Source organism: Cupriavidus ulmosensis (genome assembly GCF_977008105.1).
The window spans coordinates 2,342,242-2,368,047 of the sequence record NZ_CDRMWP010000001.1 but is presented as its reverse complement, the minus strand read 5'-3'; the positions used below and the strand labels follow the sequence as shown (position 1 = coordinate 2,368,047).

General features: G+C 66.1%; 26 protein-coding genes. 11 read left to right on the top strand and 15 right to left on the bottom strand.

The window, feature by feature from the left end:
• The first annotated feature begins 9 nt into the window (after window positions 1-9).
• Both ACWTPI_RS10820 and guaA read left to right on the top strand, forming a co-directional pair.
• Window positions 10-621, top strand: coding sequence for a hypothetical protein (locus ACWTPI_RS10820; RefSeq protein WP_059412802.1), 612 nt, complete (start codon window positions 10-12; stop codon window positions 619-621).
• Window positions 596-2,215 (top strand): glutamine-hydrolyzing GMP synthase, encoded by a 1,620-nt coding sequence (gene guaA / locus ACWTPI_RS10815; RefSeq protein WP_020203918.1) that lies wholly within the window; start codon window positions 596-598, stop codon window positions 2,213-2,215. Before ACWTPI_RS10820 ends, guaA begins: the two co-directional genes overlap by 26 nt.
• Before the next feature lie 587 nt (window positions 2,216-2,802).
• Here the strand turns inward: guaA and ACWTPI_RS10810 are convergent.
• Window positions 2,803-3,858 carry an aldo/keto reductase gene (locus tag ACWTPI_RS10810; RefSeq protein ID WP_454731671.1) on the bottom strand — a complete coding sequence of 352 codons (1,056 nt, stop codon included), beginning with the start codon at window positions 3,856-3,858 and terminating at the stop codon, window positions 2,803-2,805.
• Window positions 3,859-4,474: 616 nt separating this feature from the next.
• Between ACWTPI_RS10810 and ACWTPI_RS10805 the strand changes: the two genes are divergently transcribed.
• The gene (locus ACWTPI_RS10805; RefSeq protein ID WP_454731670.1) at window positions 4,475-5,323 is read left to right on the top strand and encodes an SDR family oxidoreductase; all 849 of its coding nucleotides are present in this window, start codon (window positions 4,475-4,477) and stop codon (window positions 5,321-5,323) included.
• Between the two features lie 203 nt (window positions 5,324-5,526).
• On the opposite strand, the gene ACWTPI_RS10800 is transcribed toward ACWTPI_RS10805, so the two are convergent.
• Window positions 5,527-6,408: a LysR family transcriptional regulator gene (locus tag ACWTPI_RS10800; RefSeq protein WP_454731669.1), complete on the bottom strand. Its 882-nt coding sequence runs from the start codon at window positions 6,406-6,408 to the stop codon at window positions 5,527-5,529.
• Between the two features lie 142 nt (window positions 6,409-6,550).
• On the opposite strand from ACWTPI_RS10800, the gene ACWTPI_RS10795 reads away from it, so the two are divergent.
• The 4 genes from ACWTPI_RS10795 to ACWTPI_RS10780 all read left to right on the top strand — a co-directional run bounded on the left by ACWTPI_RS10795 (window position 6,551) and on the right by ACWTPI_RS10780 (window position 10,149).
• A complete protein-coding gene (locus tag ACWTPI_RS10795; RefSeq protein WP_454731668.1) occupies window positions 6,551-7,324 on the top strand; it encodes an SDR family NAD(P)-dependent oxidoreductase in 774 nt (257 codons plus the stop codon).
• A 237-nt stretch (window positions 7,325-7,561) separates the two neighbouring features.
• A complete protein-coding gene (locus tag ACWTPI_RS10790) occupies window positions 7,562-7,909 on the top strand; it encodes a putative quinol monooxygenase (protein WP_059412793.1) in 348 nt (115 codons plus the stop codon).
• A 38-nt stretch (window positions 7,910-7,947) separates the two neighbouring features.
• Complete coding sequence (locus tag ACWTPI_RS10785; RefSeq protein WP_454731667.1) at window positions 7,948-9,081, top strand: NADH:flavin oxidoreductase/NADH oxidase; 1,134 nt, start codon at window positions 7,948-7,950, stop codon at window positions 9,079-9,081.
• Between the two features lie 60 nt (window positions 9,082-9,141).
• On the top strand, window positions 9,142-10,149 hold the full coding sequence (locus ACWTPI_RS10780; protein WP_454731666.1) for a zinc-dependent alcohol dehydrogenase family protein: 1,008 nt from the start codon (window positions 9,142-9,144) through the stop codon (window positions 10,147-10,149).
• Window positions 10,150-10,290: 141 nt separating this feature from the next.
• On the opposite strand, the gene ACWTPI_RS10775 is transcribed toward ACWTPI_RS10780, so the two are convergent.
• From ACWTPI_RS10775 to ACWTPI_RS10725, 11 genes are all read right to left on the bottom strand, one after another.
• Entirely contained in the window at window positions 10,291-11,223 is a 933-nt protein-coding gene (locus ACWTPI_RS10775; protein ID WP_059412790.1) for an AraC family transcriptional regulator, read from the bottom strand.
• Window positions 11,224-11,529: 306 nt separating this feature from the next.
• Entirely contained in the window at window positions 11,530-12,489 is a 960-nt protein-coding gene (locus ACWTPI_RS10770; RefSeq protein ID WP_454731665.1) for a PDR/VanB family oxidoreductase, read from the bottom strand.
• Window positions 12,490-12,515: 26 nt separating this feature from the next.
• The gene (locus ACWTPI_RS10765; protein WP_454731664.1) at window positions 12,516-13,415 is read right to left on the bottom strand and encodes a 2-hydroxy-3-oxopropionate reductase; all 900 of its coding nucleotides are present in this window, start codon (window positions 13,413-13,415) and stop codon (window positions 12,516-12,518) included.
• Window positions 13,412-13,825: a RidA family protein gene (locus ACWTPI_RS10760; protein WP_029043312.1), complete on the bottom strand. Its 414-nt coding sequence runs from the start codon at window positions 13,823-13,825 to the stop codon at window positions 13,412-13,414. The genes ACWTPI_RS10765 and ACWTPI_RS10760 overlap by 4 nt, the downstream gene beginning before the upstream one ends.
• 61 nt (window positions 13,826-13,886) lie before the next feature.
• Window positions 13,887-14,873 carry a D-2-hydroxyacid dehydrogenase gene (locus tag ACWTPI_RS10755; protein WP_454731663.1) on the bottom strand — a complete coding sequence of 329 codons (987 nt, stop codon included), beginning with the start codon at window positions 14,871-14,873 and terminating at the stop codon, window positions 13,887-13,889.
• A gap of 9 nt (window positions 14,874-14,882) precedes the next feature.
• Entirely contained in the window at window positions 14,883-15,386 is a 504-nt protein-coding gene (locus ACWTPI_RS10750; protein WP_052165795.1) for an aromatic-ring-hydroxylating dioxygenase subunit beta, read from the bottom strand.
• Complete coding sequence (locus ACWTPI_RS10745) at window positions 15,379-16,623, bottom strand: aromatic ring-hydroxylating dioxygenase subunit alpha (protein WP_059412786.1); 1,245 nt, start codon at window positions 16,621-16,623, stop codon at window positions 15,379-15,381. The genes ACWTPI_RS10750 and ACWTPI_RS10745 overlap by 8 nt, the downstream gene beginning before the upstream one ends.
• Window positions 16,620-17,615 (bottom strand): ABC transporter substrate-binding protein, encoded by a 996-nt coding sequence (locus ACWTPI_RS10740; RefSeq protein ID WP_454731662.1) that lies wholly within the window; start codon window positions 17,613-17,615, stop codon window positions 16,620-16,622. Before ACWTPI_RS10740 ends, ACWTPI_RS10745 begins: the two co-directional genes overlap by 4 nt.
• Window positions 17,616-17,670: 55 nt before the next feature.
• Complete coding sequence (locus ACWTPI_RS10735) at window positions 17,671-18,486, bottom strand: ABC transporter permease (RefSeq protein WP_020201656.1); 816 nt, start codon at window positions 18,484-18,486, stop codon at window positions 17,671-17,673.
• 10 nt (window positions 18,487-18,496) lie between these two features.
• Window positions 18,497-19,306, bottom strand: coding sequence for an ABC transporter ATP-binding protein (locus tag ACWTPI_RS10730; protein WP_020423699.1), 810 nt, complete (start codon window positions 19,304-19,306; stop codon window positions 18,497-18,499).
• Window positions 19,303-20,022 (bottom strand): GntR family transcriptional regulator, encoded by a 720-nt coding sequence (locus ACWTPI_RS10725; RefSeq protein WP_231401571.1) that lies wholly within the window; start codon window positions 20,020-20,022, stop codon window positions 19,303-19,305. The genes ACWTPI_RS10730 and ACWTPI_RS10725 overlap by 4 nt, the downstream gene beginning before the upstream one ends.
• 334 nt (window positions 20,023-20,356) lie before the next feature.
• Here ACWTPI_RS10725 and ACWTPI_RS10720 point away from each other — a divergent pair, with 334 nt between their 5' ends.
• Window positions 20,357-21,007 carry a TetR/AcrR family transcriptional regulator gene (locus tag ACWTPI_RS10720; RefSeq protein ID WP_059412784.1) on the top strand — a complete coding sequence of 217 codons (651 nt, stop codon included), beginning with the start codon at window positions 20,357-20,359 and terminating at the stop codon, window positions 21,005-21,007.
• Between the two features lie 133 nt (window positions 21,008-21,140).
• Window positions 21,141-22,187 carry an aldo/keto reductase gene (locus ACWTPI_RS10715; protein WP_454731661.1) on the top strand — a complete coding sequence of 349 codons (1,047 nt, stop codon included), beginning with the start codon at window positions 21,141-21,143 and terminating at the stop codon, window positions 22,185-22,187.
• Window positions 22,188-22,279: 92 nt separating this feature from the next.
• On the opposite strand, the gene ACWTPI_RS10710 is transcribed toward ACWTPI_RS10715, so the two are convergent.
• Window positions 22,280-22,894 carry a TetR/AcrR family transcriptional regulator gene (locus ACWTPI_RS10710; protein ID WP_059412783.1) on the bottom strand — a complete coding sequence of 205 codons (615 nt, stop codon included), beginning with the start codon at window positions 22,892-22,894 and terminating at the stop codon, window positions 22,280-22,282.
• Window positions 22,895-23,128: 234 nt separating this feature from the next.
• Between ACWTPI_RS10710 and ACWTPI_RS10705 the strand changes: the two genes are divergently transcribed.
• Both ACWTPI_RS10705 and ACWTPI_RS10700 read left to right on the top strand, forming a co-directional pair.
• Window positions 23,129-24,421, top strand: a complete 1,293-nt coding sequence (locus ACWTPI_RS10705; protein ID WP_454731660.1) for an NADH:flavin oxidoreductase/NADH oxidase family protein — start codon at window positions 23,129-23,131, stop codon at window positions 24,419-24,421.
• Window positions 24,418-25,317, top strand: a complete 900-nt coding sequence (locus ACWTPI_RS10700) for an NAD-dependent epimerase/dehydratase family protein (protein WP_454731659.1) — start codon at window positions 24,418-24,420, stop codon at window positions 25,315-25,317. The genes ACWTPI_RS10705 and ACWTPI_RS10700 overlap by 4 nt, the downstream gene beginning before the upstream one ends.
• A gap of 35 nt (window positions 25,318-25,352) precedes the next feature.
• Here the strand turns inward: ACWTPI_RS10700 and ACWTPI_RS10695 are convergent, their stop codons facing one another.
• Window positions 25,353-25,760 (bottom strand): hypothetical protein, encoded by a 408-nt coding sequence (locus ACWTPI_RS10695; protein ID WP_454731658.1) that lies wholly within the window; start codon window positions 25,758-25,760, stop codon window positions 25,353-25,355.
• Window positions 25,761-25,806 lie beyond the last annotated feature (46 nt).

Sequence of the window (25,806 nt, the reverse complement as noted above, 5' to 3'; positions counted from 1 at the left end):
GGAGATTTCATGAAAGTATTGCTGCGAGCTGTGCTGTTCCTCGATGCCCTGCTGCAGTTGCTGCTCGGCGCCGTCCTGCTGCTGTCGCCTTTCACGACGCTCTACAGTGCGCTGCAACTGCCGCAGCCCCAGCCGCCGCTCTACGGGCAACTGCTCGGCGTCGCGCTGATCGGCCTGGCGCTGCTGCTGTGGCAGGCCACCATCAACGGCCAGCTCACGGTCGCGGTGGCGCGCACGGTCGGGCAGGTCAACCTCGTCAGCGCGATCCTGATCGTGGCCTGGATGCTCATGCTCGACCTGCCGGTGCAGGGCGCGGGCAAGATCTGGCTGCCGGTGCTGGCCGCGGTCCTCGCTTTCTTCGCGGCCGTGCAGCTGCCCGCCGCCAAGCGCGTGCGCGTGCGCGAGCGCGCCGAACGCGACAAGCGCGAACTGCAGAAAGACGCGCAGAACAAAGATGCCGGCACGCCGCCCGCGGCACGCCGGCCGCAATCACCCGAATACCGGCAAGAGCCCGGTATCACTCCGCCGCCCGGCTATGGCCCGGGCACCGAGGTGATGCCCGAGCCCGCGCTGGACGACACGCCATCCGCCCATCATGCACGACAAAATCCTCATCCTTGACTTCGGCTCGCAGGTAACGCAGCTGATCGCCCGCCGCGTGCGCGAAGCGCACGTCTACTGCGAGATCCACCCGAACGACGTGTCGGACGAATTCGTGCGCGAGTACGCGCCCAAGGGCGTCATCCTGTCCGGCAGCCACGCCAGCACCTACGAAGACCACCAGCTGCGCGCGCCGCAGGCCGTGTGGGACCTCGGCGTGCCGGTGCTCGGCATCTGCTACGGCATGCAGACGATGGCCGTGCAGCTGGGCGGCAAGGTGGAATGGAGCGACCACCGCGAATTCGGCTACGCCGAAGTGCGCGCGCATGGCCACACCGCGCTGCTCAAGGACCTGGAAGACTTCGCCACGCCCGAAGGCCACGGCATGCTCAAGGTCTGGATGAGCCACGGCGACAAGGTCGCCGAGCTGCCGCCCGGCTTCAAGCTCATGGCCTCCACGCCGAGCTGCCCGATCGCCGGCATGGCCGACGAAGCGCGCGGCTACTACGCCGTGCAGTTCCACCCCGAAGTCACGCACACCGCCAAGGGCCGCGACATCCTCGAACGCTTCGTGCTCAAGATCGCCGCCGCCCGGCCCGACTGGGTCATGCGCGACCACATCGCCGAAGCCGTCGCCAGGATCCGCGAACAGGTCGGCGACGAAGAAGTCATCCTCGGCTTGTCCGGCGGCGTCGACTCGTCCGTGGCCGCCGCCCTGATCCACCGCGCCATCGGCGACCAGCTCACCTGCGTGTTCGTCGACCACGGCCTGCTGCGCCTCAACGAAGGCAAGATGGTCATGGAAATGTTCGCCGGCCGCCTGCACGCCAAGGTCGTCCACATCGACGCCGCCGAACAGTTCCTCGGCCACCTCGCCGGCGTCACCGACCCCGAAGCCAAGCGCAAGATCATCGGCCGCGAATTCGTCGAAGTGTTCCAGGCCGAAGCCAAGAAGCTCAGCAAGGCCAAATGGCTCGCGCAAGGCACCATCTACCCCGACGTGGTCGAATCCGGCGGCACCAAGACCAAGAAAGCCACCACCATCAAGAGCCACCACAACGTCGGCGGCCTGCCTGAGACGCTCGGCCTCAAACTGCTCGAACCGCTGCGCGACCTGTTCAAGGACGAAGTGCGCGAACTCGGCGTCGAACTCGGCCTGCCGCCCGAGATGGTCTACCGCCACCCGTTCCCCGGCCCGGGCCTGGGCGTGCGCATCCTCGGCGAAGTCAAGCGCGACTACGCCGAACTGCTGCGCCGCGCCGACGCCATCTTCATCGAAGAACTGCGCGCCACCATCGCCACCGAACAGGACGCCGCCGCCGGCCTGTGCGAACCCGCCCAGGTCGGCAAGAGCTGGTACGACCTGACCAGCCAGGCCTTCGCCGTGTTCCTGCCGGTCAAGTCCGTCGGCGTAATGGGCGACGGCCGCACCTACGACTACGTCGTCGCGCTGCGCGCGGTGCAGACCACCGACTTCATGACGGCGCATTGGGCGCATTTGCCTTATGCGTTGCTGGGGCGTTGCTCGAACCGGATCATTAATGAGGTGCGCGGCTTGAACCGGGTGGTGTATGACGTTTCGGGGAAGCCGCCGGCTACGATTGAGTGGGAGTGATTTAAGGTCCTTCGGGGACTATCGTCAGCTATCGAGAAACCGCCGTAACATGTTGATTTAACAAGAAATACGTCACGGCAGCTATCGGTGGCTATCGCCGGCCAGCGGAACAGGTTGGCGGTAAAAGTGGCGGTAAGAACCGGAGGCCGGATTAAGACCCTCCCGTTTACTATTGAGACCAAACCGGTCTTTGACGGTAAAAGTCTCCTCTGGAAAGCATGATTTCATGCGGCTTTCCGGGCATCAGCAGGTCTCCTGGTCCCTGACGGTAAATGCCGTCAAGAAACAGGAGGAAAGCCTCGTATTTCCCGACGCTGCATTGCGCGTCCTCAAGCCCAACTCCAAGATTTACAGGGCTTCTGACTGCGAAGGGATGTACGTGACGGTATCGCCTACCGGTACCTTCAGGCCAAGTCACAAGGACTCGGAGACTTGACCTGGATATGGTGTGGCTTCAAAGCGTATAGCCACCGTCGGCCAGGAAGTCCGGGCCGGTCACGAAGGTGCTTTCGTTCGAGATCAGAGTCCGAGCCATAAGCGGCTCGGACTCGGTTGAAAGATGGCGGCGTGAGATGCTCGCGCAGGCCTCAGGAGGTGCTGGCCGCTGACCACAGATCGACAGGGCCCAGCCGGTCGGCACCTTGGGTATTCAACATCCAGCCTGGATACTCCGGCGGCAGCGCGCTGACTTCGTCGAGCTGGTGCAATTCATCCTCGGTCAGCTCTAGGTCGACCGCCGCGAGGTTGTCCTCGAGCTGGTCCATGCGTTTCGCGCCCATGATCACGGAGGTAACGACTGGCCGGGACAGCAGCCAGGCGAGCGCGACGCGCGCCGGGCTGCAACCGTGGGCCTGCGCGATGGGTACGAGGGCGTCGATGATGTTCCAGGCCCTCTCCCGGTCGACGATTGGGAAGTCGAACTCGGAGCGTCGCGAATCCTCGGGTTTCTGGTTGTTGCGGTTGAACTTGCCGGAGAGCAGGCCGCCGGCGAGTGGGCTCCAGACCAGCAGGCCAATCTTCTCCGCTTCCAGCAACGGGCCAAGCTCTCGTTCGAGGTCACGGCCAGCGAGCGAGTAGTAGGCCTGCAAGGTCTCGAAACGTGCCAAGTTCAGATGCCCGGAGATCCCCAGCGAACGAGCGATCTTCCAGGCTTGCCAGTTCGAGACGCCGATATAGCGGATCTTGCCCTGCCGGAGCAGGTCGTCGAGCGCGCGCAGCGTCTCTTCCACCGGCGTCACGATGTCGTTGGCATGGATCTGGTACAGGTCGATATGATCGGTCTGCAGCCGCTTCAGGCTCGCTTCGACGGCGTCCATGATGTGCCCGCGCGACGCGCCCACGTCGTTGCGCCCCTGGCCCATGCGGCTGTACACCTTGGTGGCGAGGACGAAGTCCTTGCGCGCAATGCCAAGATTCTTGAAGGCATGGCCCAGCACCTGTTCGCTGGCGCCGTTGGAGTAGACATCGGCGGTGTCGAAGAAATTTACACCAGCCTCCAGGGCGGCCTTGACGAGATCGTCGGCCTCTTTCTGTCCGGACGCGCCGATGTGTTTGTAGATGCCGCTGCCGTCGCCAAACGTCATGGTGCCCAGGCACAGGCGGGACACGAGCAGGCCGGTGTTGCCCAGAGTCTTGTATTTCATGATGTATCTCCAGTCGGAAGGATGTTGATGAAAAGACTGCCTGACAGGTGGCGTGGCGGTATGGATATCCGGTAAGTCCTGGACGCATCCATCCGACGCATCGCGGCCACCGGCTCAGACCGTTGACGGTTGTGCGCGCCATGCCGCCGGATCTTCACCTCCGACAGATGGTATTGCCCGAGCCGGAGCGTATGTTTGCGGCGTGTCACCATCCATCGTCCACGTGGATTGGGCGAGAGGTGGTTCCAACGCCGGCAGCTATCCGCACTATCCGGTAAACCAGCCTGGTTGAGCTGTCCGTTCTTCCGGAGTTAGTGCACAAAAATCCGAATGTTGGACAAGGACAAGCGAGCCTGCGACGGTCGCCGATGGCCAAGGGCGTCAGGATTGTTCTTCAAGTGGATTCGGATTTTTGTGCATCATTAATCGCCGATCGTGCATCGCGATGGATGGGGTGGGGGAAGATAATTGGTGAGCCAGCGCCGCGACCGCCTTTCTTTCTGCGCTATCCGTGATCGCGGCCAGATACCGCAGCGGCACTGCCGTGCCGCGCCCATTGCGGTTTCGCCGCTGTTATCCAATCCCCCCCAATCCCCCCCCATTTACTAGGACCGCCATGAGTCAAAATGAGAAAACCTGGTTTGTCACCGGCGCCTCGAAAGGAATCGGCCTGTCGCTCGTGCGCAAGCTTCTGGACGGCGGCGCCAACGTGGTTGCCACCTCGCGCACGCTGGCTTCGCTCGTCGATCTGATCGGACCCGCTTCGGATACGTTTCTGCCTGTACAGGTGGATCTCGCCGATGAACGCAGCGTGCAGGCCAGCATCGCGCAAGCCATTTCCCGATTCGGGCGGATCGATGCCGTCGTCAACAACGCCGGCTATGGCCTGCAGGGCACCCTGGAGGGAATATCCGACGAGGAATTGCGTCGCAACTTCGAAGTCAACGTCTTCGCGCCGGCGCATGTCCTCCGCCACGTACTGCCTCATATGCGTCGGCAGCGCAGCGGGCACATCTTCAATGTCGGTTCGATTGCCGGCTTTCAGGGCGGCTATGCAGGATGGGGCATCTACGCGGCCACCAAGTTCGCTCTTGCGGGGCTTACGGAAGCGCTCGCGGCCGAGGTTGCGGAATTCGGCATCAAGGCAACCCTGGTCTATCCGGGGCCTGTTCGTACCGAGTTCCTGTCGTCGGGCTCGCTGGTCATCGCACAGCACAACATTCGGGAATACACCGCCGCACAGGCTTTGCTCGACGTGCACCTGGATGAGATGGCTGGAAAGCAGGCCGGGGATCCGGACAAGCTGGCCTCGATGATCGTTCAAGCCGCAGGCGCATCCGAGCCCCCGCTGCATCTGTTCGCGGGAAAGATTGCGAACGGCCTTGCACTCCAGAAACTGGCCGCGGTGGAGAGGGATCTTGCCGCATGGCGCGAAATTTCGGACGCCACCGATTATCCTGATTGAGCGTGGCGTATGTCCCGATAAGTTTTACCCAGGGCAGGCATTCACCGGCCGCAATGATGATTCCGGTGCACCGTCAGGAATAAAACGGAACGGATGCCATGAAATATCGCCGACTCGGCGGTAGCAATCTGCGGGGCCGGGTGTTGGCCAATCCACTGGCATATCGATGGCGCAACTGTCCACCGCCTGGCCGTGGCGCAACCTTATGCTTTCATCGCCTCGATCAACGCTCTAAGCCCTGCCGATTGATGCTTGCGGCTTGGGAAGTAGAGAAATACGCTTTCGTCGACGGTACACCAGTCTTCGAGGCAGCGCTGGAGCCGGCCGTCGCGAAGATATGGCGCCGCCCGGTTCTCCCATATGTATGCCAGGCCCAGCCCCCGCGCCGCGGCGTCAGCCATCAATTCCTGGCTATCGACCGTCAAGGGGCCGGCAACCTCGACCTTTACCTCTTCTCCGTCCTTGACGAATTCCCAATTCAAGATCGTCCCGCTGGGAAATGCGTATCGGATGCAATCGTGGCTATGCAGATCGTGGGGCGTCATGGGCGCCCGATTTCTCTCGAAATAGCGCGGTGAGCCAACGACGGCGAATCGGAATTTCGGCTTGATTCGTACCGCGATCATGTCCTGCGACAGGCGTTCGCCGAAGCGGATACCGGCATCGAATCCTTCCTGCACGATATCGACCAGCGAGTCGGTGGCGACGACTTCCAGCTTCAGCCCGGCATGGCTGGCCAGGAGTTCCATCGCATCGCCCAGGACGTAGAGCGCAATCGAGTTTGGAACATTGAGTCTGATGGTGCCAAACGGCGTGGCGCGAAACGAGTTCAATCCATCCAGGGCGGCTCGCATACCGGCCATCGCCGGCTCCAACCGGGTGTACAGCGCTTCTCCGGCTTCGGTCAGGGACACGCTGCGCGTGGTGCGATGGAACAGGCGCACGCCCACGCGGCTTTCGAGGCTACGTATCGAATGACTTACCGCCGAGGCGGACGTACCCCGTTCGGTGGCCGCCTGACGGAAGCTCAGGTGCCTCGCCACCGACGCAAACACGGCCAGTTCAGCGAGTTCCGCGGTTTCCATTGGTGAACCTCATTCATCATAGTAAGAAACATTGACTACTTTATCATATCAATTAAACGCTCCAGAATGGTCTTCAAGAAATGAGCAGGAAACAGGATCTCTTTCTTCTTGCGAGTCCAACACGTTGAATCTGGAGAAACAAATGAGCATTCAAGCCTCGCCGCAAACGCTTTCCGGGAAAGTCGCGCTGGTGACCGGAGCAAGCTCTGGCATTGGCCGGGCCACGGCCATCGAACTCGCCCGCCGAGGTGCCAAAGTCGTCGTCAGTGCACGCCGCCGCGCCGAAATCGAGGCGCTCGCCGCCGAGATCAGGAACGGCGGCTACGAAGTGACGGCTGCTGTCGCCGACATCAACATCGAACAGGACGTGATCAATCTGGTCGCAACGACGATCTCGACCTATGGGCGGATCGACGTGGCTTTCAATAACGCGGGCACCGAAGGCGAGTTCACGCCGTTCGTCGACCAGTCGAATGAGGTCTACGAGACGATCTTCAACGCCAACGTCCGAGGCGTCTTCTGGTCGATGAAGCACGAAGCGAAAGCCATGCTGGCGCAAGGCGGCGGCACCATCATCAACAATGCATCGATGGGCGGCGTGATCGGCTTTGCCAACGCTGGCCTCTATATCGCCAGCAAGCATGCGGTGCTGGGCCTGACCAAGACCGCATCGATCGAACTGTTCAAGCAGGGCGTGCGCGTCAATGCCGTCAATCCCGGCATCATCGACACGCCGTTCCAGGACCGCATCTGGCCGAGCGCCGAAGCGAAGGACGCTTTCGCGGCTTCGACCGTACCCGGCCGGGCGGGTTCTCCGGAAGAGGTCGCGACGGTGGTGGCGTTCCTGGCTTCCGATGACGCTTCGTTCGTATCGGGCCACGGTCTGCTGGTCGACGCCGGCTACTCGATTGCCTGATCGAAGACGGCGTCGATAAATATCGAAACCTGGCGCGTCCGCTCGCCGAAGGCGCAGGCGGTCCGCACTTTGTTGCCGACCTCGATCCGCCGCCGTCGCCGAATGCCGTTGAGTCGAGGGGCGAGCGCGAAGCGAGAGTGCTGGATACGCCCGCGCACATTGCCCCGACCAAGGGCTGCGGGATGTCGCAACCTGGACTGCCCGCGGCGTCATTTCCCTGATCTGGAACGCTAACCCATGACCGCACAATCCTCCCACGCCATACCGGCTCCGGCCAACGGCGCGCAACTTACGCTCATCGCATTTATCCGGGCAAAGCCCGGCCGTGGCGACGAGCTGGGACGCCGTCTCGGCGCCCTGGTCGAGCCCTCGCGCGCCGAGGCCGGCAACATCAACTACGACCTGCACCGCTCGAACGACGACCCGGATGTCTGGGTGCTATACGAAAACTGGCAGACCGCCGCCGATCTGACGTCGCATTTCGAGCAACCCTACATGAAAGCATTCGTCGCGGCGCTTCCCGAGGTGCTGGACGGCGAAATGGATCTGCGCCGTTGCGCGATGGTCACCAAGGTCGCCGCATAGGCTTGGCGACGGTAAACGCCATTCAAAGGACCAGTAACGTGAAACTTTTCGAACCTGTCGCGCTGCGTGACGTCACACTGCGCAACCGCCTGCTCGTTTCTCCCATGTGCCAGTACTCGGCGCGGGACGGCCATGTCAACGATCATCACCTGATCAACCTCGGCCGATTCGCGATGGGCGGCTTTGGCTTGGTCATCGTCGAAGCGACCGGGGTCGTGCCCGAAGGCCGGATTACCCACGGCGATCTTGGCATCTGGTCGGACGACCACATACCTGGCCTGCGACGCATCGCGGATGCACTCAAGATGTATGGTGCTGTGGCCGGTATTCAGATTGCCCACGCCGGACCGAAGGCTGCCAGCCAGCGTCCTTGGCAGGGCAATGGGGCGCTCGACGACGACGATGTCCGGCGCGGCGAGCGGCCTTGGCCTGTGGTTTCCGCTTCCGGCAAGCCGTACGCCGACGGCTGGCTCAAGCCTGCGGCGTTGTCGAGCACAACGATGGCGGAGGTGAAACGAGCTTTCGTCGACGCGGCCCGGCGTGCCGATGCGGCCGGCTTCGATGTGATCGAGGTGCATTGTGCGCACGGTTATCTGCTCAACAGCTTTCTGTCACCCGTGACCAACGACCGAAAGGACGAATACGGCGGAGATCTCGACGGCAGGATGCGCTTTCCCCTGGAAGTCGTGCAGGCGGTGCGGGCGGCATGGCCGCAGGGTAAGCCGCTTTTCGTGCGGGTCTCCGCCGTCGATGGCCTGCGCGAGGGCATGTCCATCGAGGACACGGTGGTCTTTTCGCGTCGCCTCAAGGCGCTCGACGTAGATATCGTCGACTGCTCGTCGGGCGGCATCGCGCCGCGCTACGAGTACCCGTCCAGCTATGGCTATCAGGTTCCATACGCGCAGAAGGTGCGCAGCGAAGCAGGCATCGGCACCGCTGCGGTCGGTCTGATCGTCAACGGTCGTCAGGCCGAGGCTATCGTGGCGAGCGGCCAGGCAGACCTTGTCGCGATCGGCCGCGAGGCGCTGGCCGATCCGAATTTCGCCCTTCATGCGGAAGCCGAACTTGGCGCTGTCGATCCGCAAGTCCCGTTTGCGTCGTGGCCAACGCAGGTCGGCTGGTGGCTGCAGGGCCGGGCCGCGCAGATCCGGACATTCAGTACGCAGTCGTGAGCGGCTACGTGACCGGGCTACACCCGCTGCGTAACCGAACCTTCCACCAGGAGTAGCAAAATGAAAGCATGGCAACTGAAGGACTTCGGCCTCAACAACCTCGTCCTCGGTGAAACAGAGACCCCTCGACCCAAGGCTGGCGAACTGCTGGTCAAGGTGGGCGCGGTGTCACTGAACTTCCGCGACAAGGCCATCGTCGATGGCATCTACGAGCCGCATCTGGTTCCACGGGACCTGATCCCGGTCAGCGACGCCGCAGGAACGGTCGTGGCGGTGGGCGAGGGCGTGACGCGTTTCCAGGTCGGTGACCGCGTCAATTCGCACCTGTACTCCCGCTGGCTCGATGGCGCTCCCGGTCCGGACGAACCGGCCTACTGCGTCGGCTCGCCGTTACCCGGCGGGCTGGCCGAGTACATGATCATTCATGAGCAAGGCGCGGTTCGGGCGCCCGGTTCGATGTCCGATGAGGAGGCATCGACGCTCCCGATCGCCGCATTGACCGCCTGGTACTCGCTGGTGGACTTCGGCCAAATCCAGTCAGGCCAGAGTGTTCTGGTTCAGGGTACCGGCGGCGTTTCGATTTTCGCCGTCCAGATGGCTCGCGCCATGGGGGCCAAGGTGATTGCGACCTCCAGCCGGGACGAAAACCTGCAGGCCGCAATGGAGCTCGGCGCTTCCGCCGGCATCAACTATCGCAGGACGCCGAACTGGGAAACCGAGGTGCTGGCGCTCACGGACGGCAAGGGCGTGGACCTTACTCTCGATGTGGCAGGGGGTGAAGGCATCAATCAATCGGTCGCAGCCACCAAGGCGGCCGGTCGTATCGCTCAGATCGGCTTTCTCGCCGGCCAGACGACGCAATTGAATCTGATGCCCCTGATCTTTCGCCAGACCACCTTGCGAGGCATCGCGGTCGCGCCGCGTTCCTCGTTCGACCGCATGAATCCGTTCCTGGACGAGCATCGCATTCGCCCCGTCATCGATCATGTCTACCCGTTCGGGCAGGCGCGCGAAGCGTTCGAGCACCTCGCGCGCGGTCCCTTCGGCAAGGTCGTCATAAAGGTGTGAGCCGCCGCCGCGCACGGCTATGGCGTCTCACGCCTCACGCCTCGCACTGGCCTGGTTGTTTTCCACGCGCGCAGTGAATTTCCGCCATCGTTGTTGTGATGCTGCGCCAGCGAACTGGCCCCGCGGCTCCGGGTGGCGCGGCTAGGCCGAGTCGGTGCGCAACCGCACGGCATCCTGGATCGGCGGTGCTCCGAACAGGCGCTTGTATTCGCGGTGGAATTGCGAGAGGTTATCGTAGCCAACGGCCGAGGCGACGATGCCCACGTCGCTCGCGCGCTTCAGCAACAGGCGACGTGCCTCGAACAGGCGCAGGCGTTTCTGGTATTGCAGCGGGCTCAGTCCGGTGGCGTCCTTGAAATGCTGGTGCAGCGAGGAAACGCTCATGTTGACGTGCCGGGCAAGTTCGTCGATGCGCATGGGCATCTCGTAATGGGCCTTGATCCATTCGACCGCGCGGGTAATCTTGAATGCACGGCTGTCCGCCACCAGGGCTTGCCTGAGGCGCAGGCCCTGGCTGCTCATCAGCAGGCGATAGATGATCTCCTGTTCGATCAAGGGCGCCAGCACCGGGATGTGCTTGGGTGTGTCAAGCAGCCGCGTCAGCCGGTAGGCCGCTTCAAGCAGGTCCAGCGACAGCTCTCCTGCGCTGATGCCCAATCCGGTCGACGATTCGTCCGGCGGCGGCAATTCGTGCGCCGCGACCAGATCGGCGACCTGCCGCAGGTCGATCTCGAAATTGAAACAGAGATAGGGATGCTCGCGGCTGGCCTGTTCTACCTTGCCGATGACCGGCATATCGATCGACGTGAGCAGGTAGTGCTCCGTGTCGTAGTGATAAGAAGCGTCGCCGGCGATGACGGTCTTGGCGCCCTGTGCGGCGAAGATCAGCGCCACCTTGCTGAAGGATGCTTCCTCCTTGCTCGGCGCCGAATAGCGGAAGAATCTCAGTGATGGAATCGCGGCCATCTGGTGCTCGCCGTCGATCGGCGTGAAGCGACCGGCGATGGCGGCGAGCGCGGCGGTGATGCCAGCCCGGGTCATTGGCAGCGGCGGCGTCGGGGGTGTCGTGTCCATATCCATGGCGTCCAGAAAGGTGTCGCCACTATCGGCTGTTTACCTGTGTCTTGTGAATCGTCCCACACGCATGTTCGGAGAATCGTACACAAAATAAAGAGGAACATGGATCCGGTCGGAGCGCGCCCGATGAAGAATGTTGCCGCTGTGCCACGCCATGCCGGACAACGCGCGCCATCGGTTCCCATGCCCCCACGCTGCCGGCGAACCGCAGGTCCAACCGCTCGCGGAAGACACAGGCGCCACAGCCTGGCTCCGGCACCTGCATCAACCGCAACCCCGCCAGCCCCGCCCGGAAATCCAGACTCAAAGATCCAGCACCAGCCTGGCCGACCGGCAGCCGGACACGCACACCAGCATGGTGTTGCCCGCGGCGCGCTCTTCGGCGGACAGTAGGCAATCCCGATGGTCGATGTCGCCGGCCAGCACGGCGGTCTCGCACGAGCCGCACGCGCCTTCCTGGCAGCTGTAGGCGACGTCGATGCCGGCCTTCAGCAGCACGTCGAGCAGCGACTGGCCGGCGTGCACGGTCAGGTGGCGCCCCGAGCGGGCCAGTTCGACTTCATAGTCCGCGTCCTGGGCCGCGGGGCTCGGCGTTTCCGCGCCGAACCGTTCGATGAAGCTGTTCTTGCAGCCGAGCGCCGAGCATGCTTTCTCGAAGGCGTCCAGCATGCCGGCGGGGCCGCAGCAATAGTAGTTGGCGTCCGGGTCGCCGCCGGCGAGCAGCTTGCGCAGGTCCGGCGGGCCGGCGTCGTCGTCGAAGCAGGTTTCCACCCGCGCGGCCTTCGCCTTGCCGAGCGCCTCGATTTCCCGGAGGAACGCGGCATGCTCGCGGGATCTGGCGCAGTAGATGAGCCGGACCTGCTCGCCGCGCGCGGCCAGGGTCTGGAGCATGGCGTAGATGGGGGTGATGCCGATGCCGCCGGCCACCAGCACGCTGTTGCCGCGGCCGGCGCGCAGGGCGAAGTGGTTGCGCGGCGTGCTGATGGTCAGTTCGTCGCCTTCCCGGATGCGGTCGTGCACGTGGCGCGAGCCGCCCCGGCCGGCGGCTTCCCGCTGTACCGCGATGCCGTAGGCGGAGCCGTCGGACGGGCGATACAGGGAGTAGCTGCGGTGCAGGCCGTCGGCGAGCAGCAGGTCGACGTGCGAGCCGCTGTCCGCCGGGGGCAGCGGCCGCGCGGCGTCCACCGGCACGAGTTCGAGGCTGACGATGCCGGTCGCTTCGGTGCGAATCCGCGCGACCTTGATCTGATGGGTGGCATGCATGGACAGGTCTTCTCCGTCTTCGATTGCTAGGCCGCCTGCGGGAGGGACCGCTGCGAGAGAAGCTCCACGGCCTGCACCAGCGCGGCGTGGTCCTGGTCGCCCAGGCCGAGCGCCTTGGCCGTGGACATGAGCTGCATCACGCCGGCGGTCTGGGGCAATGCCACGCCGAGGCCGCGGGCGGCGTCCAGGGCGATGGAGAGGTCCTTGCGGTGCAGGTCGATGCGAAAGCCCGGATCGAAGGCGCGGCTGACCATGCGCTCGCCGTGCACCTCCAGCACGCGCGAGGTGGCAAAGCCGCCCAGCAGCGCCTGGCGCACCGTCGCCGGGTCGGCGCCGGCGCCGGCCGCGAAGACCAGCGCTTCGGCGACGGCGGCGATGTTCAGCGCCACGATCATCTGGTTCGCGGCCTTGCAGACCTGCCCGGCACCGGGGCCGCCCACGAGGTTGATGTTCTTGCCCATGCGCTCGAACAAGGGCCTGGCGCGCGCGAACGCCGCGGGCGATCCGCCCACCATGAAGGTCAGGCTGGCCGCCTTTGCGCCGACCTCGCCGCCCGAGACCGGCGCATCGAGATAGTCGCAGCCGAGCGCCTGCACCGCTTCGGCGAAGCGCCGCGTCGCCACCGGCGAGATGGTGCTCATGTCGATCACGAGCTTGCCGGGCGCCAGTCCCGCCGCCACGCCGCGCTCGCCCCACAGCACGGTTTCCACGTCGGGCGTGTCGGGCAGCATCAGCAGCACGATGTCGGACTGCCGCGCGACCGCCTCGCTGGAGTCGCAGGGGGCAAGGCCGTCCGCCAGCAGGGCCGCCGGCAGGCCCTTCCTGCCATATGCGCACAGCGGGTATCCGGCGCGCAGGAGGTGGCCGGCCATCGGCGCGCCCATCACGCCCAGGCCGACGAAGCCGAGCCGCGGCGTGGCCGTCATGCCTGGCCTCCCGCGCCGGGGCGGCGCGCGACCATGTCGATCTCGATGAGCGCGTCCTTGGCCAGTCCCGTCACGCCCACGCAGGTGCGGGCGGGGCGCCTGCCGGCGGGGAAGTAGGAGGCATAGACCGCGTTCATGCGGTCGTAGTCGCGCTGGAATTCCGTGAGGTACACCCGGACCTGCAGCACGTGTTCGAGGCCGAGTCCGCAACCTTCCAGCACGGTCGCGAGATTCTTCATGACCTGGTGCGTCTGCGCCTCGATGCCGTCGGGATAGCCGGATTCCAGCCCCGTGCCGAGAAACGGCATCTGGCCGGTGACGAGGACCCAGCCGTCCGACTCGACGGCGTGGCTGAACGGCGCCACGGGATCGGGGGCGCCGGCGAGCATGTGAAAAACGGGTGCGTTCATGTCTGTGTCTACCTGGAGTATTCGGTGAAATATTCGGTGGGCGGGCGGGATGCCTGCCTGTTCAGTAGCCTTGCGCGCGGTCGACCTGGTTGCGCAGCGCTTCGCCTGCCCGCAGGCGGCGGAAGTTGTCGAACCACAGGTCGAGGACGCGCTGGCCGTAGTCAGGGGCATCGCAGGTGATGTGCGGCGTCACCACGAGCCGGGGCACGTCCCAGTACGCGGATTCGGGCGGCAGCGGCTCGTTGTCGAAGACGTCCAGCACCGCGCCGCCCAGCAGGCCGTCGCGCAGGCGCTGTGCCAGCGCCGGGTAGTCCACCAGCGCGGCCCGGGCCATGTTCACGATGCCGGCATGGGGCGGCAGCAGCGCCAGCCGCGCCGCGCTCATCAGGTTGCGCGTCTCTTCGGTCAGCGGCGCCGTCACCACGACGAAGTCCGCCGTGGGCAGCAGCGCGTCCAGCCTCGCGGTGGGCGCGACGGGAATGCCGGGCGCTTCCGCCTTGGGCGTTCCGCTGCGCGTGACCGCCGTCACCGCCAGCCCCAGGTTCTGCGCCGCCAGGCCCACGGCCTGGCCGATGTCGCCGAAGCCGATCAGCACGAGCCGCTTGCCGCGGATCGGCCCGGTCATGAGGCTGTGCCAGGCGCGCGCGCGCTGGTTCGCCATGACTTCGGGCATGCGCGCGTTGAGCATCAGCAGGGCCATCAAGGCGGACTCGCCGGCCTTGTCGCTGTGGATGCCGCTGCTGTTGGTCAGCGCGAGGTCCGGCCGGAAGTCGGAGATCGGCATCAGGTGGTCCACGCCGGCGCCCGTCGTATGGATCCAGCGCAGCCGCGGCGCCGCATTGACGGCCTTCCGGTCGAAGCCGGAGGCGATCAGCGCATCCGCCGAGGACAAATGCTCGTGGAGCCGCTCGCCGTCCCAGCTGAACGAGACGTCGACCAGCGGGGCCAGTTCGGGATGCCGCGCGGCAGCCTTGGCCCACGCGGCCGCGTCCAGGTGGAAAGCCGGCGGCTTGGCGCGCTTGCTGTCGAGGTGCAATCGAAACGTCACGTGCGCCCCTCAGATCGGAAGGGCGACCAGCGTGTCGAAGCGCGCCGAATCGGCCACCACGACGCGCGAGCGCAGCAGCGCCTGGCCGCCCTCGAAAACCAGATGGTCGACATAGCGGCCGGCGCTGAACACGGTCATGTCGCCATCGACGTCGGTCCGCACGACGAGGTAGCTGGTCTCGCAGCGGACTTCCTCGCCGCCCAGGCTCAGCACCTCGGTGGCGCCGGTCATGTGCCGGTAGACGTGCGGCTCGTAGATGTTCACGCCGCGGATCGCCTGGACGCGGTCTTCGAGCATGCCGCGGTTGTTGCAGTACCAGACGCCGAAGTCGCGTCCCGCCTCGTAGTCGGTCCGCGTCGTGATGCGGTAGACGCCATCCTCGGTAAACAGCGTTGGCCAGACTTCGTACTCGCCGTTGTCGATGGCCGATGCGTAGCGCGCCATCAGCCGGTCGATGCTCGTTTTCGTGGCCGTCGGCAATTCCAGCGCCGGATCCCTGGTGATGCTAGACATTCATCAACTCCCGATAGAACTCCCAGAAACCGCGCACCGAGGTCTCGGTCGCGCGCGTGGGCATGGAACCCGTGCCCTTGCCCCCCATCTCGATCACCGCCGATTCGTCCTCGGAGCCCTTGATCCCCTTCTCGACGAGGTAGCCGATCATGCCGTCCTCCATCGACACCAGCCCGGCCGGCCCGACAAGGTTGTTCTGCTTGCGGCGCACCTGCGTCTGCTCGGGCGTGTCTTCCTCGAAGCCGATCTGGGTCCAGACCAGCTCGCACTTGTCTGGGCCGAGCGGGATGCACTGGCGCACGCCCAGCGCGTTCATGATCTGGTGCAGCACGAAGCCGGGGAAGAGGCTCTGGATTGCGTTGGTGATGTTGTCCGGGTATTCCATCCACTGGTCGATCAGCGACGGGTCCCGCAGCCCGACGTCGTCCTTCATCGCGCGCAGGATGCCCGAGTCGTAGGCCTGGTGGCCCACGTCGGTGAAGCGCTTGGTGAAGCTGATGTGGTGGCGGCTGTGATCGTCCTGGATGGTGCCGCCTTCGGCGGACAGCCGGTTGATCTTGAAGGTCGCGAAGAACGCATGCAGCAGGCTGGGGTGGTAGTTGTCGCGGCTGTTCTCGATGTACAGCTTCCAGTTGTTGTGCATGATCTGGCTGCTGCGCCCGAGGATCTTGACCTTCCCGTACAGCGTGCGCTCGATGTGGGCCACCATCTCCGGCCCGAGATAGGTTCGCAGGTCCGCGACGGTGTCGCTGAAGGTGCCGAACACCAGCCCGCGGATGGTTTCCACGCGCAGCGCCTTGAGGCCGTGGTTCTTCTTGTCGAAGTCCTCCGGCATGCCGCCGCCGCCGGCGATGCCGTGCTCGAAGGCGACGCCGGTCAGCCGGCCGTTGAGGTCATAGACCCAGTTGTGGTACGGGCACACCAGGTTCGGGCGCTTGCGGTTGCCGCGCGCTTCGTGGCACAGCACGGAGCCCTTGTGGATGCACTTGTTGACCAGGGACTTGATCGCGCCGTCCGGGCTGCGGATGACCACGACGGACGAATGGCCCACCTTGGTGGTGACGTAGTCGCCCACGTTGGGGATGTCGGCCTCGAGGCAGAGGAAGTTCCACACCGGCCCGCGGAAGATGGCCTGCTGCTCCTTCATGTAGGTGTCCTGGTCCGAATAGATGCGGTACGGCACGCGTGTCGCGCCCGCTTCGGGCCATCGGATGGTTTGCTCTTGAACAGTGCTCATTTCAGTGCCTTTGCATCGTTGTAGGGTCGGGCCAGGAAGATGTCGGCGGGCATGTTGCCCTTGAGGATGCCTTCGGCCTTGAAGATGTCGAAGGTCCGCTTGAGGGTGTCGATGTCGGCCGGCTCCAGGGACACCGCGTTCATGCCCAGCCACCGGTCGGCATACATCCTGGCGCCCGATTCCGGCAGGTTGCCGGCCTTCTTGAGGATCTCGACGACGGCTGCGCCGTTCTTGGCGCCGAAGTTCAGCGTGTCGCGCATGGCGGCCACGGCCCGGGCCGCGCCGTCCGGGTACTTCTTCATCCAGTCGTCGCGCATGATGGCTACCCCGATGTACGGCAGCGACTTGGACTTCGTCATGGTCTGCCACTCGTCGCGGAACGTGGCGAGCGTGCGCAGCTTGCCCGCGTCATGCCCCAGCTGGGCGATGGTGGTGGAGCGCAGCGCCGCGGCGTCGACGTCCTTTTGCAGCACGAATTGCACGAGGCGCGATTCGTTGCCGGGCACGAAGCTGTAGTCCTTGGGGGACAGGCCGTGATTGGCCTGCAGCGTGGCCGTGCCGACCGAGGTCGTGGCGCTGCCGGTCGGCGCCATGCCGATCTTCTTGCCCTTGAGATCGGCCATCGTCTTGATGGGCGAGTCGGCCGGCACGACGAACTCGGCCTCGACGATCTGCGTGGCCAGGATGATCTTCACCGGCACGCCCTGGTCGCCCAGGCTGAAGGCGCCGGCCAGGCTGGCGCCGAAGGCCAGGTCGATGGTGTTGGCCGCGATCGCCTTGGTGGGACCGTTGACGTCGGGGAAGTAGACGAACTCCGGTTCGAAGCCGCGCGCCTGCAACTGCTTCTGCGCTTCCATCACGGCGCCGAAGCCGAGGCTGACGCCGCTGGTCCAGTAGCCGACGCGGATCGGCGTGGCGGCCGACGCGCCGGCCGCCGACATGGCCAGACCGAGCGCGCAGGCACTCATGCGGATGAGTTGGGAGAATTTCATGCGGAACTCCATTGGGGGCGGTGGGGGGAGGGGGACGGTACGGCGATGCGTCTGTTCAGACGTCTTTTTTCCAGCGGAAGAGATGGCGCTCCAGCGGCTTGAGCAGGCCCAGTTCGATGACCAGCATCATCGCCACCAGGGTGAAGGTCCAGGCGAAGACCTGATCGGTCAGCACGAGGTCGGCGGCCTGCCGCAGGCGATAGCCGATCCCGCTGGTGGAGCCGATCGTCTCGGCCACCAGGCTGACCCGCCAGCCGAAGCCGAAGGCCAGCCGCGCGCCGGCGAAGAAGTGGGGCAGCACGGTGGGCAGGTAGACCTTCCAGAGCACCTGGCGGCCCGACATGCGGAAGGCGCGGGCCAGCTCCACGAAGTCCGCGTTCACGGTGCGCGTGCCCTGCCAGACGTTGGTCAGGATCAGCGGCATGGCGGTCATGAACACGACGAAGATGGTCGTCATGTTGGAGATGCCGAACCAGATCAGCGCGAAGATCGCCCAGATGGCCGACGACACGGTGTTGACCACCGCCAGGATGGGCTCGAAGAAATCGGCGAGCCGCTTGTTGGCGCCCAGCACGATGCCCAGCGGCACGCCGACGACCACGGCCATCAGGAAGCCGGAGACGACGCGGCCGAAGGTCATGCGGATGTCGGTGAAGAAGCTGCCGTTGTCGATCATGGTCCGCATGGCGTCCAGCGTGCGCTGGGGGCTCGGGAAGACGTAGGCGGGCGCCTTGAGCGAGGCGACCCACCAGCCGGCGAGCAGCAGCAGCGCGAGCGCGAGGCGCTGGGTGGCGAGGCCGGCGGACGGCCGCGCCTTCGCGGGGGCTTCGGCGATATCGGAGGGAGGGGAGTTGGACGCGGTGGTGGACATGGCGGGGGCCTCAGAGCAGTTGGCGCAGTTCACGAACCTTGTCCACGAACGGTTGGCCGAGATAGTTGCGGGGGCGCGGGATGTCGATGTCGACGATCTCCTTGACGCGCCCGGGGCGCGGGGACAGCACGACCACCCTGTCGGCCAGCACCACGGCTTCTTCCACGTCGTGCGTGACGAACACGACCGTCAGGTGCTTGAGCCGGTGGATGCGCAGGATTTCCTCGTGCATCTGTGTGCGGATGGAGGGGTCGAGCTTCGAGAACGGCTCGTCCATCAGCAGGATCTTCGGCTCGCCGATCAGGCTGCGCGCCAGCGCCACGCGGCTGCGCATGCCGCCGGAGAGTTGGTGCGGATAGGCGTCGGCGAATGCCTGGAGCCCGACCAGCTCGAGCAGCGCGCCCGCGCGCTCGCGGCGCTCGCGCTTGGGCATGGACCCGGCTTCGAGGCCGAAGGCGACGTTGTCGATCGTCGTGCGCCACGGCAGCAGGCGGTCTTCCTGGAACATGTAGGTGACCTTGCTCCAGTCGTCGAAGTCCTTGCCCACCTTGCCGTCGTAGGTGATGCTGCCGCGGTCGGCCTTGATCAGGCCCGAGACGATGTTCAGCAAGGTGCTCTTGCCGCAGCCGGAGGTGCCCACCAGGGCCACCACGGAGCCGCGCGGCACCTCGAAGCTGATGTCCTTGAGCACGGTCAGCCCGTTGGGCTCGTGGGTGTCGAACCACTTGCTCACGTTTTCGACGCGCACCGCGACATCCGCCTGCTTCGACGGCTCGCAGGCCTGCGCCTTCGCCGCGGCCATCGCGATCACCGCGTTCATTGCCCGCCCCCGAGATGCACGTTGGCCAGCGACATGGACTCGCTCTGCGCGCGGATGCTCTTCATGACCTTGTCCAGCGTCATGTCGCGGAAGGTCTGGATATGCCGCTTGACGATCCGCTCGGCGGCGGTGCCATCGCCGCGTTCGAGCGCGGCGATCAGCTCCATGTGGTCGTGGTCGATCTCGGCGCTGCCGCCCTGCCGGCCGAAGCCGAGCGCCACCAGGCGCTTCATCTCGTCGAGCAGGACCGAGATGTTCTGCGCCAGCCGGCCGTTGCCGGATGCCGTGGCGATTGCCAGGTGGAACTCGCGGTTGGCGTCGAGGAAGAAGCCCATGCGGTTTCCGGCATCGCGCGAAGCCGTGTTGTTGCGCGCCGAGCCCTCGATCTGCCGGAGCAGCCGGATGTCCGCCTTGCCCGCGGCCAGCTTGGCGGCGGCCGACTCCAGCAGGAGGCGCATGGCGAACAGTTCCTCGACGTCCTTGAGCGTGATCGGCGTGACGATGTAGCCGTGGCGCGGCACGGAGCGCACGAACCCCTCCTGGACCAGCCGGGCCAGCGCGAGGCGGCAGGTGGCCCGGCCGACCTTGTACTTCTCCATCAGGGAGGCTTCGGTCAGCGAGCTGCCCATCGCCAGCTTGCACGAGAGGATTTCCTGCCGCAGGCTGTGATAGGTCGATTCGCCGAGCGAGGGGTGAACGGATACCAGTTGTCCCAACTGTCCATCTCTGTCTGAATCGCTCTTCGTGGTCACTGTGAGCACCTCAAAATGTAGTGGTGATAGGTTCACAAGAAGATCAAGCATGATCTGTGCCAGTGTTGACCAAAGGCAAAACTCGGAGAAGTCCCCTGGTGTAGGAGGGGCAAGGCGCGAAATCCCGTGCATGCCGGCCCGCCTCGCACCATGACGATGCGGGGGGCGTGCCCGCGCGCGCACTGGAATGGGTAGGCCGCGCTGCGCGGCGATCCGGTGGCGGGGTCGCGGCGCCGCCTTGTTGCGGATAGATTGTGATCGCCATATAATCGGCCGCATCGCTCAACCGGAGAACCCCATGAGAGTCAGCCGTGCCCAGGCGGAAGAGAACCGGCGCACCGTCATCGAGGCGGCCGGGCGGCTGTTCCGCGAACATGGTTTCGATGGCGTGGGCCTGAACGACCTGATGGGGGCCGCGGGCCTGACCCAGGGGGGCTTCTACAAGCAGTTCCGGTCGAAGGACGATCTCGCGGCGCAGGCCTGCGACCGCGCGATGGCCGACAGCGCCCGGGAATGGGCGCACACGGTGGAAAGCGGCGGCGACGAGGCGCTGGCCAGGCTGGTCGGCAAGTACCTGTCGTGCGGCCACCGCGACCATATCGGCGAGGGCTGCGCGTTCGCGGCGCTCGGCCCCGATGCCGCCCGGCACAGCCCGGAACTGGTCCGCAGTTTCGAGGCGGGCCTCAGGTCGCATCTCGAGATCCTCGGCCACGCCATGCGCGCCGCGCCTGCTCCCGCGGACCAAGGGCAGGGCGATCCCGTCGTCGTGCTCTCGACGATGGTGGGCGCGCTGCTCTTGTCCCGCATCGTCGAGGACGAGGCCCTTTCCCGGCGAATACTCGACTCCGCGGTCGGCAGCGTGCTCGGCCGCGAGGGCGCGGCCAGCCACGCCAGCCACGCCAGCCACGCCAGCCACGCCGGCCACGCCGGCGAGCCGCCGGACTCATAAGCGTCCGGCCGCTGTCATCACCATCGTTGTTCCAGGCAGTGCGTTACGCGGTAACGCCGCTGCGTCCTTGTTCGCCTTGTTCTTGTCCGCCTTCACGTCGGACTCGACGTTTCACATGAATGGAGATGGATCCATGCGCTACAAACTCTTCGGCAAACACAGCGGCCTGCGGGTCTCCGAGCTGGTGCTGGGAACCGGGAATTTCGGGACCAGATGGGGTCATGGCACCGAACCCGGCGAGGCACGCCGCATCTTCGATGCCTACGCGGACGCGGGCGGCAATTTCATCGACACGGCCAACAGCTACCAGTTCGGCCAGTCCGAGGAAATCCTGGGCGAGCTGCTGGCCGGACGGCGCGACGATTTCGTGCTGGCGACGAAGTTCACGCTGGGGACCGATCCCAGGGCCGGCCTCTTTACCACCGGCAACAGCCGCAAGGCGATGATCGCGTCGGTCGAGATGAGCCTGAAGCGGCTCAAGACCGACCGGATCGACCTTTACTGGGCCCACATGGCCGATGGCGTGACCCCGATCGAGGAAATCGTGCGGGGCTTCGACGATCTCGCGCGGGCCGGCAAGATCCTCTACGCGGGTCTTTCGGACTTTCCGGCGTGGCGGGTGGCGCGGGCCGCGACCATCGCCGAGCTGCGCGGCGCGGTGCCCATCGCCGGTCTCCAGGTCGAGCACAGCCTGGTCGAGCGCACCACCGAGCAGGAGCTCCTGCCGGCCGGCGAAGCGCTCGGCCTTGGCGTGGTGGCCTGGTCGCCGCTCGGCGGCGGCATGCTGACCGGCAAGTACCGGCAGGGCGAGAAGGGCCGCGCCGAAGGCTTCGGCGGCAAGGTATTCCAGCCGGAGAATTCGCCGCAGCGCACCGCGATTCTCGACACGCTGATCGCGGTCGCCCAGGAGGCCGGCGTCACGCCCGGCGAGATTGCCATCGCCTGGGTCGCGGCCAAGGGCTCGCTGCCGATCATCGGGCCGCGCACGCTGGCCCATCTGGAGAACAATCTCGCCGCGGCAAAGGTGGCGCTGTCGCCCGCGCAGATCGCGCGGCTCGACGCGGTGAGCGCGATCCCGGCGGTCTTCCCGTACTCGGTCATCAACGATCCGGGAACGCGGCAAGGCTTCGCCGGCGGAAAGTCAGATCGGTTCGATTTCCCGGCCGGACCCGTGGTCTGATCCTGGCCGCGCGTTGCCTGGCGCGCGTGGCAGCATGGCTGCGCACGCCTGACGAACTTCCCCCTGGATAGCCTCCGTCCTCCGGAGCGCCGTCAGAAATACCCGGCCCGCAGCAGCGCGAGCATGTCCCGGGCCGCGCCTTTCACCCGCGCCGCGATGTCGTCCTCGGACGGCTGGCGAATCCCCAGCAGCACGTCGTCGAACAGCCCCGCCTTCAACAGTCCGGCGAAGGCCTGGGCGGCGGCGCGCTGGTCGCCGACGCGCCAGCCTTCGCGCGCGCTCCACAAGTCCAGGTAGCCGGCGAACCTGGCGTCCCGCACGCCCGCCGTCTGCTCGAGATAGCGCTGTCCCAGCTCGGGAAAGCGGTGCGCATCGCGCACCACGACCCGGTAGAGCGCCAACTGCTCCGGCGACAGGACATGGCGCAGGTATTCCTCGCCGGCCAGCGGCAGCGCCTCGGCGGGCGCGGCGGCATACCAGGCCGGCGGCGCCTCGTCATGTCCGGCGTGGGCCGTGCCCGGCATCTTGCCGCACGCCGCCTGCATCACGGCGCTGAACAGGTCGTCCTTGCTTTCGAAGTGCCGGTACAGGGTCTTGATCGACACGCCGGCGTCGGCGGCGATGCGGTTGACCGACGCCTGCGCGTAGCCCGCTTCCAGGAATGCCTTGAGCGCGGCCCCGACGATGAGGGCCTGCTTGCGTGCCATCAGCGCCGCTTTCGGATTGTCCGTTGACCAGGTTTTTGCCATGTGCCTCCCTGTTGCCTCTTGACAGTTTATACGACAGCGATCATTGTCGTATATACGACAGCGATTGCTGTCGAATTGAGGCGGCTGCTGTCGTTCACGCCGCTTTCGCCGCTTTCGCCGTTATTGCCACTGTTTTCGCCACCGCTCTCGCCACTTCTCGCCACTTTTCCCCGGAACCGCACCGTACACGCCATGACGATTTCTCTCGACCAGCCGCTTGACCTGCCCTGCGGCGCCACGCTCGCCAACCGTCTTGCCAAGGCGGCGATGAGCGAAGGGCTCGCCGATGCCGCCAACCATGCCACGCCGCGGCTGGAGGCGCTGTACCGCCGCTGGGCGGGCTCGGGCGCGGCCCTCCTGCTGACCGGCAACATCCAGGTCGACCGCTGGCACCTGGAGCGCCCGAACAACATCGTGATCGACGACGGCGGCGGGCGCCGCCAGCTTGCCGCGCTCGCGCGGGCGGGCACGGCGCGGGGCGCGCATTTCTGGGCGCAGCTCAGCCATACCGGGCGCCAGGTCAGCAGCCACATCAATCCCGCGCCGCTGTCGTGCTCGGACGTGGAGATCGACGTGATCCGCAGCGCCGGCTTCAGCTTCGCCAGGCCCAGGCCGATGACCGAGGCGGAGATCGCCCACGCCATCGGCCAGTTCGCGTTCGCCGCGAGGGAGGTGAAGGACGCCGGCTTCACCGGCCTGTCGCTCCATGCCGCGCACGGCTACCTGATTTCGCAGTTCCTCAGCCCGCTGTCCAACCGCCGCGGCGATGGCTGGGGCGGCAGCCTGGAGAACCGCGCGCGCTTCCTGGTCGAGGTGATCGCCGCCGTGCGCGGCGCGGTCGGGCCGCGCTTTCCGGTCGGCATCAAGCTCAATGCCTCGGACTTCCAGCGCGGCGGCTTTACCCACGCCGAATGCGTCGAGCTGGTGAAGCGGCTTGACGCTACCGGCCTCGACCTGCTGGAACTGTCGGGCGGGTCGCTGGAGCAGCCCAAGGTGGTCGGCGTCGCGGTGAAGGACGAGGGCGAGGACGGCCCCCGCGCCGGCAGCGCCGCGCGCGAAGCGTATTTCGTGGCGTTCGCGGGCGCGGTGCGCAAGGTCGCCAGGATGCCGGTGATGGTCACTGGCGGCTTCCGCGGCGCCGCGGCGATGCGGGAGGCCCTGGCAGCGGGCGACCTCGACGTGGTCGGCCTCGGCCGTCCGCTGATCGCCGATCCCGAGTCGCCGCGGCGCCTGCTCGCCGGCGAGATCGACCGGCTGGCGGCGCCGGAAGCCGCGCTGAACCTGTTCCATATCCTGCCGTGGAACAACATGCAGCTCGAGCGGCTTGGCGATGGCCTCGATCCCGACCTCCTGATGACCGGCGAGGCCGCCGCGGCCGCGTTCGCCGAGCTAGAAGGCCGGAACATGGCGGCGCTGCTGGAGCATTGCCGGCGCCTGGCGGGCGCGAATTCCTCCCAACCCTCTGCAAGCGGAGCAGCAGCATGAAGATCTTCATTACCGGCGCGGCTGGCTACATCGGCGGCTCGGTCGCCGCAAAGCTCGTGGCCGCGGGCCATGACGTGACGGGCCTGGCGAGGTCGGCGGAACAGGTTCCGCTGCTGGAAGCGCGCGGCATCCGCGCGGTGGCCGGCACGCTGGACGACGCCGAGGTGCTCGCCGCGGCCGCCCGCGCCGCCGATGCCGTGATCCACGCGGCGAACGCCGACCACGCCGGCGCGCTGCTGACCCTGGCCGCGGCGCTGGAGCGCAGCGGCAAGCTGCTGATCCACACCACCGGCTCGGCCATCGTCGCGGACCATGCCGACGGCGCCTGTGCCGCGCAGACGCCGCTCACCGAGGACGACGCCTTCGAGCCGGTTCCCTACCGGCGCCCGCGCGTCGACATGAACCGCTACGTGCGCCAGGCGGCGATCGAGAAGGGCATCCGCTCCGTGGTCATCTGCCCGGGCATGGTCTACGGCGCCGGGCGCGGCATCCAGGCCGACAGCGACCAGATCCCGAAGCTGGTCGCGCTGTCCCGGCAGGCCGGCGCGGGCGTCTATTTCGGCCAGGGCCTCAACCGCTATTCGAACGTCCATATCGACGACCTCGTGGATCTTTACCTGCTGGCAATGGAAAAGGCGCCGGGCGGGTCCTTCTTCTTTGCCGAGAACGGCCACGCCGCCTTCAACGAGATCGCCGCGCTGATCAGCGACCATCTCGGCTTCGGCGGCAAGACCATCGGCCTGCCCATCGAGCACGTGATCCGCGAGTACGGCGAGGCCGGCCGCCTGGGTGTCGGCTCGAACAGTTTCGTGCGCGCCGCCAATGCGCGGCGCCTGGGCTGGTCGCCGCGGGCGCCTTCGCTGGCGGCATGGTTCCGGGCGCTGACGGCGGCCTGACGGCGCGGCCGCGCCGGTGAAATGGGGCGCGCGGGCTATTCCCGCGTGCCGCCCAGCAGGTCGTGCGCGTCGAGAATCGCATACGCGATCTCGGGCCTGGCATCCAGGCAGCGGCGGATGGCCGCGGGGATGGCCTGCCGGGTCTTGCGGCACAAACCGGGCTGGTCTTCCACCCGGATGCTGATCCCGCGCGTGGTGCGCACCTCGTGGATGCTGGGCGTGATGGTGACGACGATGCCCAGCAGCGCCCGCATGCGCTCTTCCATCTTGCGCAGGTCGGCAAGGCTGGCGAGGCTTTCCAGGCGCGCCACCAGCCTTTTCTCTTCTTCCTGCGTGAGCTGCAGGATGCGGATGTCGGCGTGCGGGTCGCTCAGCAGCGCCTCGCGATTGCAGTTGCAGGCGCCAGGCGGGCATTCCTTGCGAATCGGAAACGGGGCGTTCATGTGGTCGTCGGGGCGGCGCGTGCCTCAGCCGGGGGGCGGTAGCCGC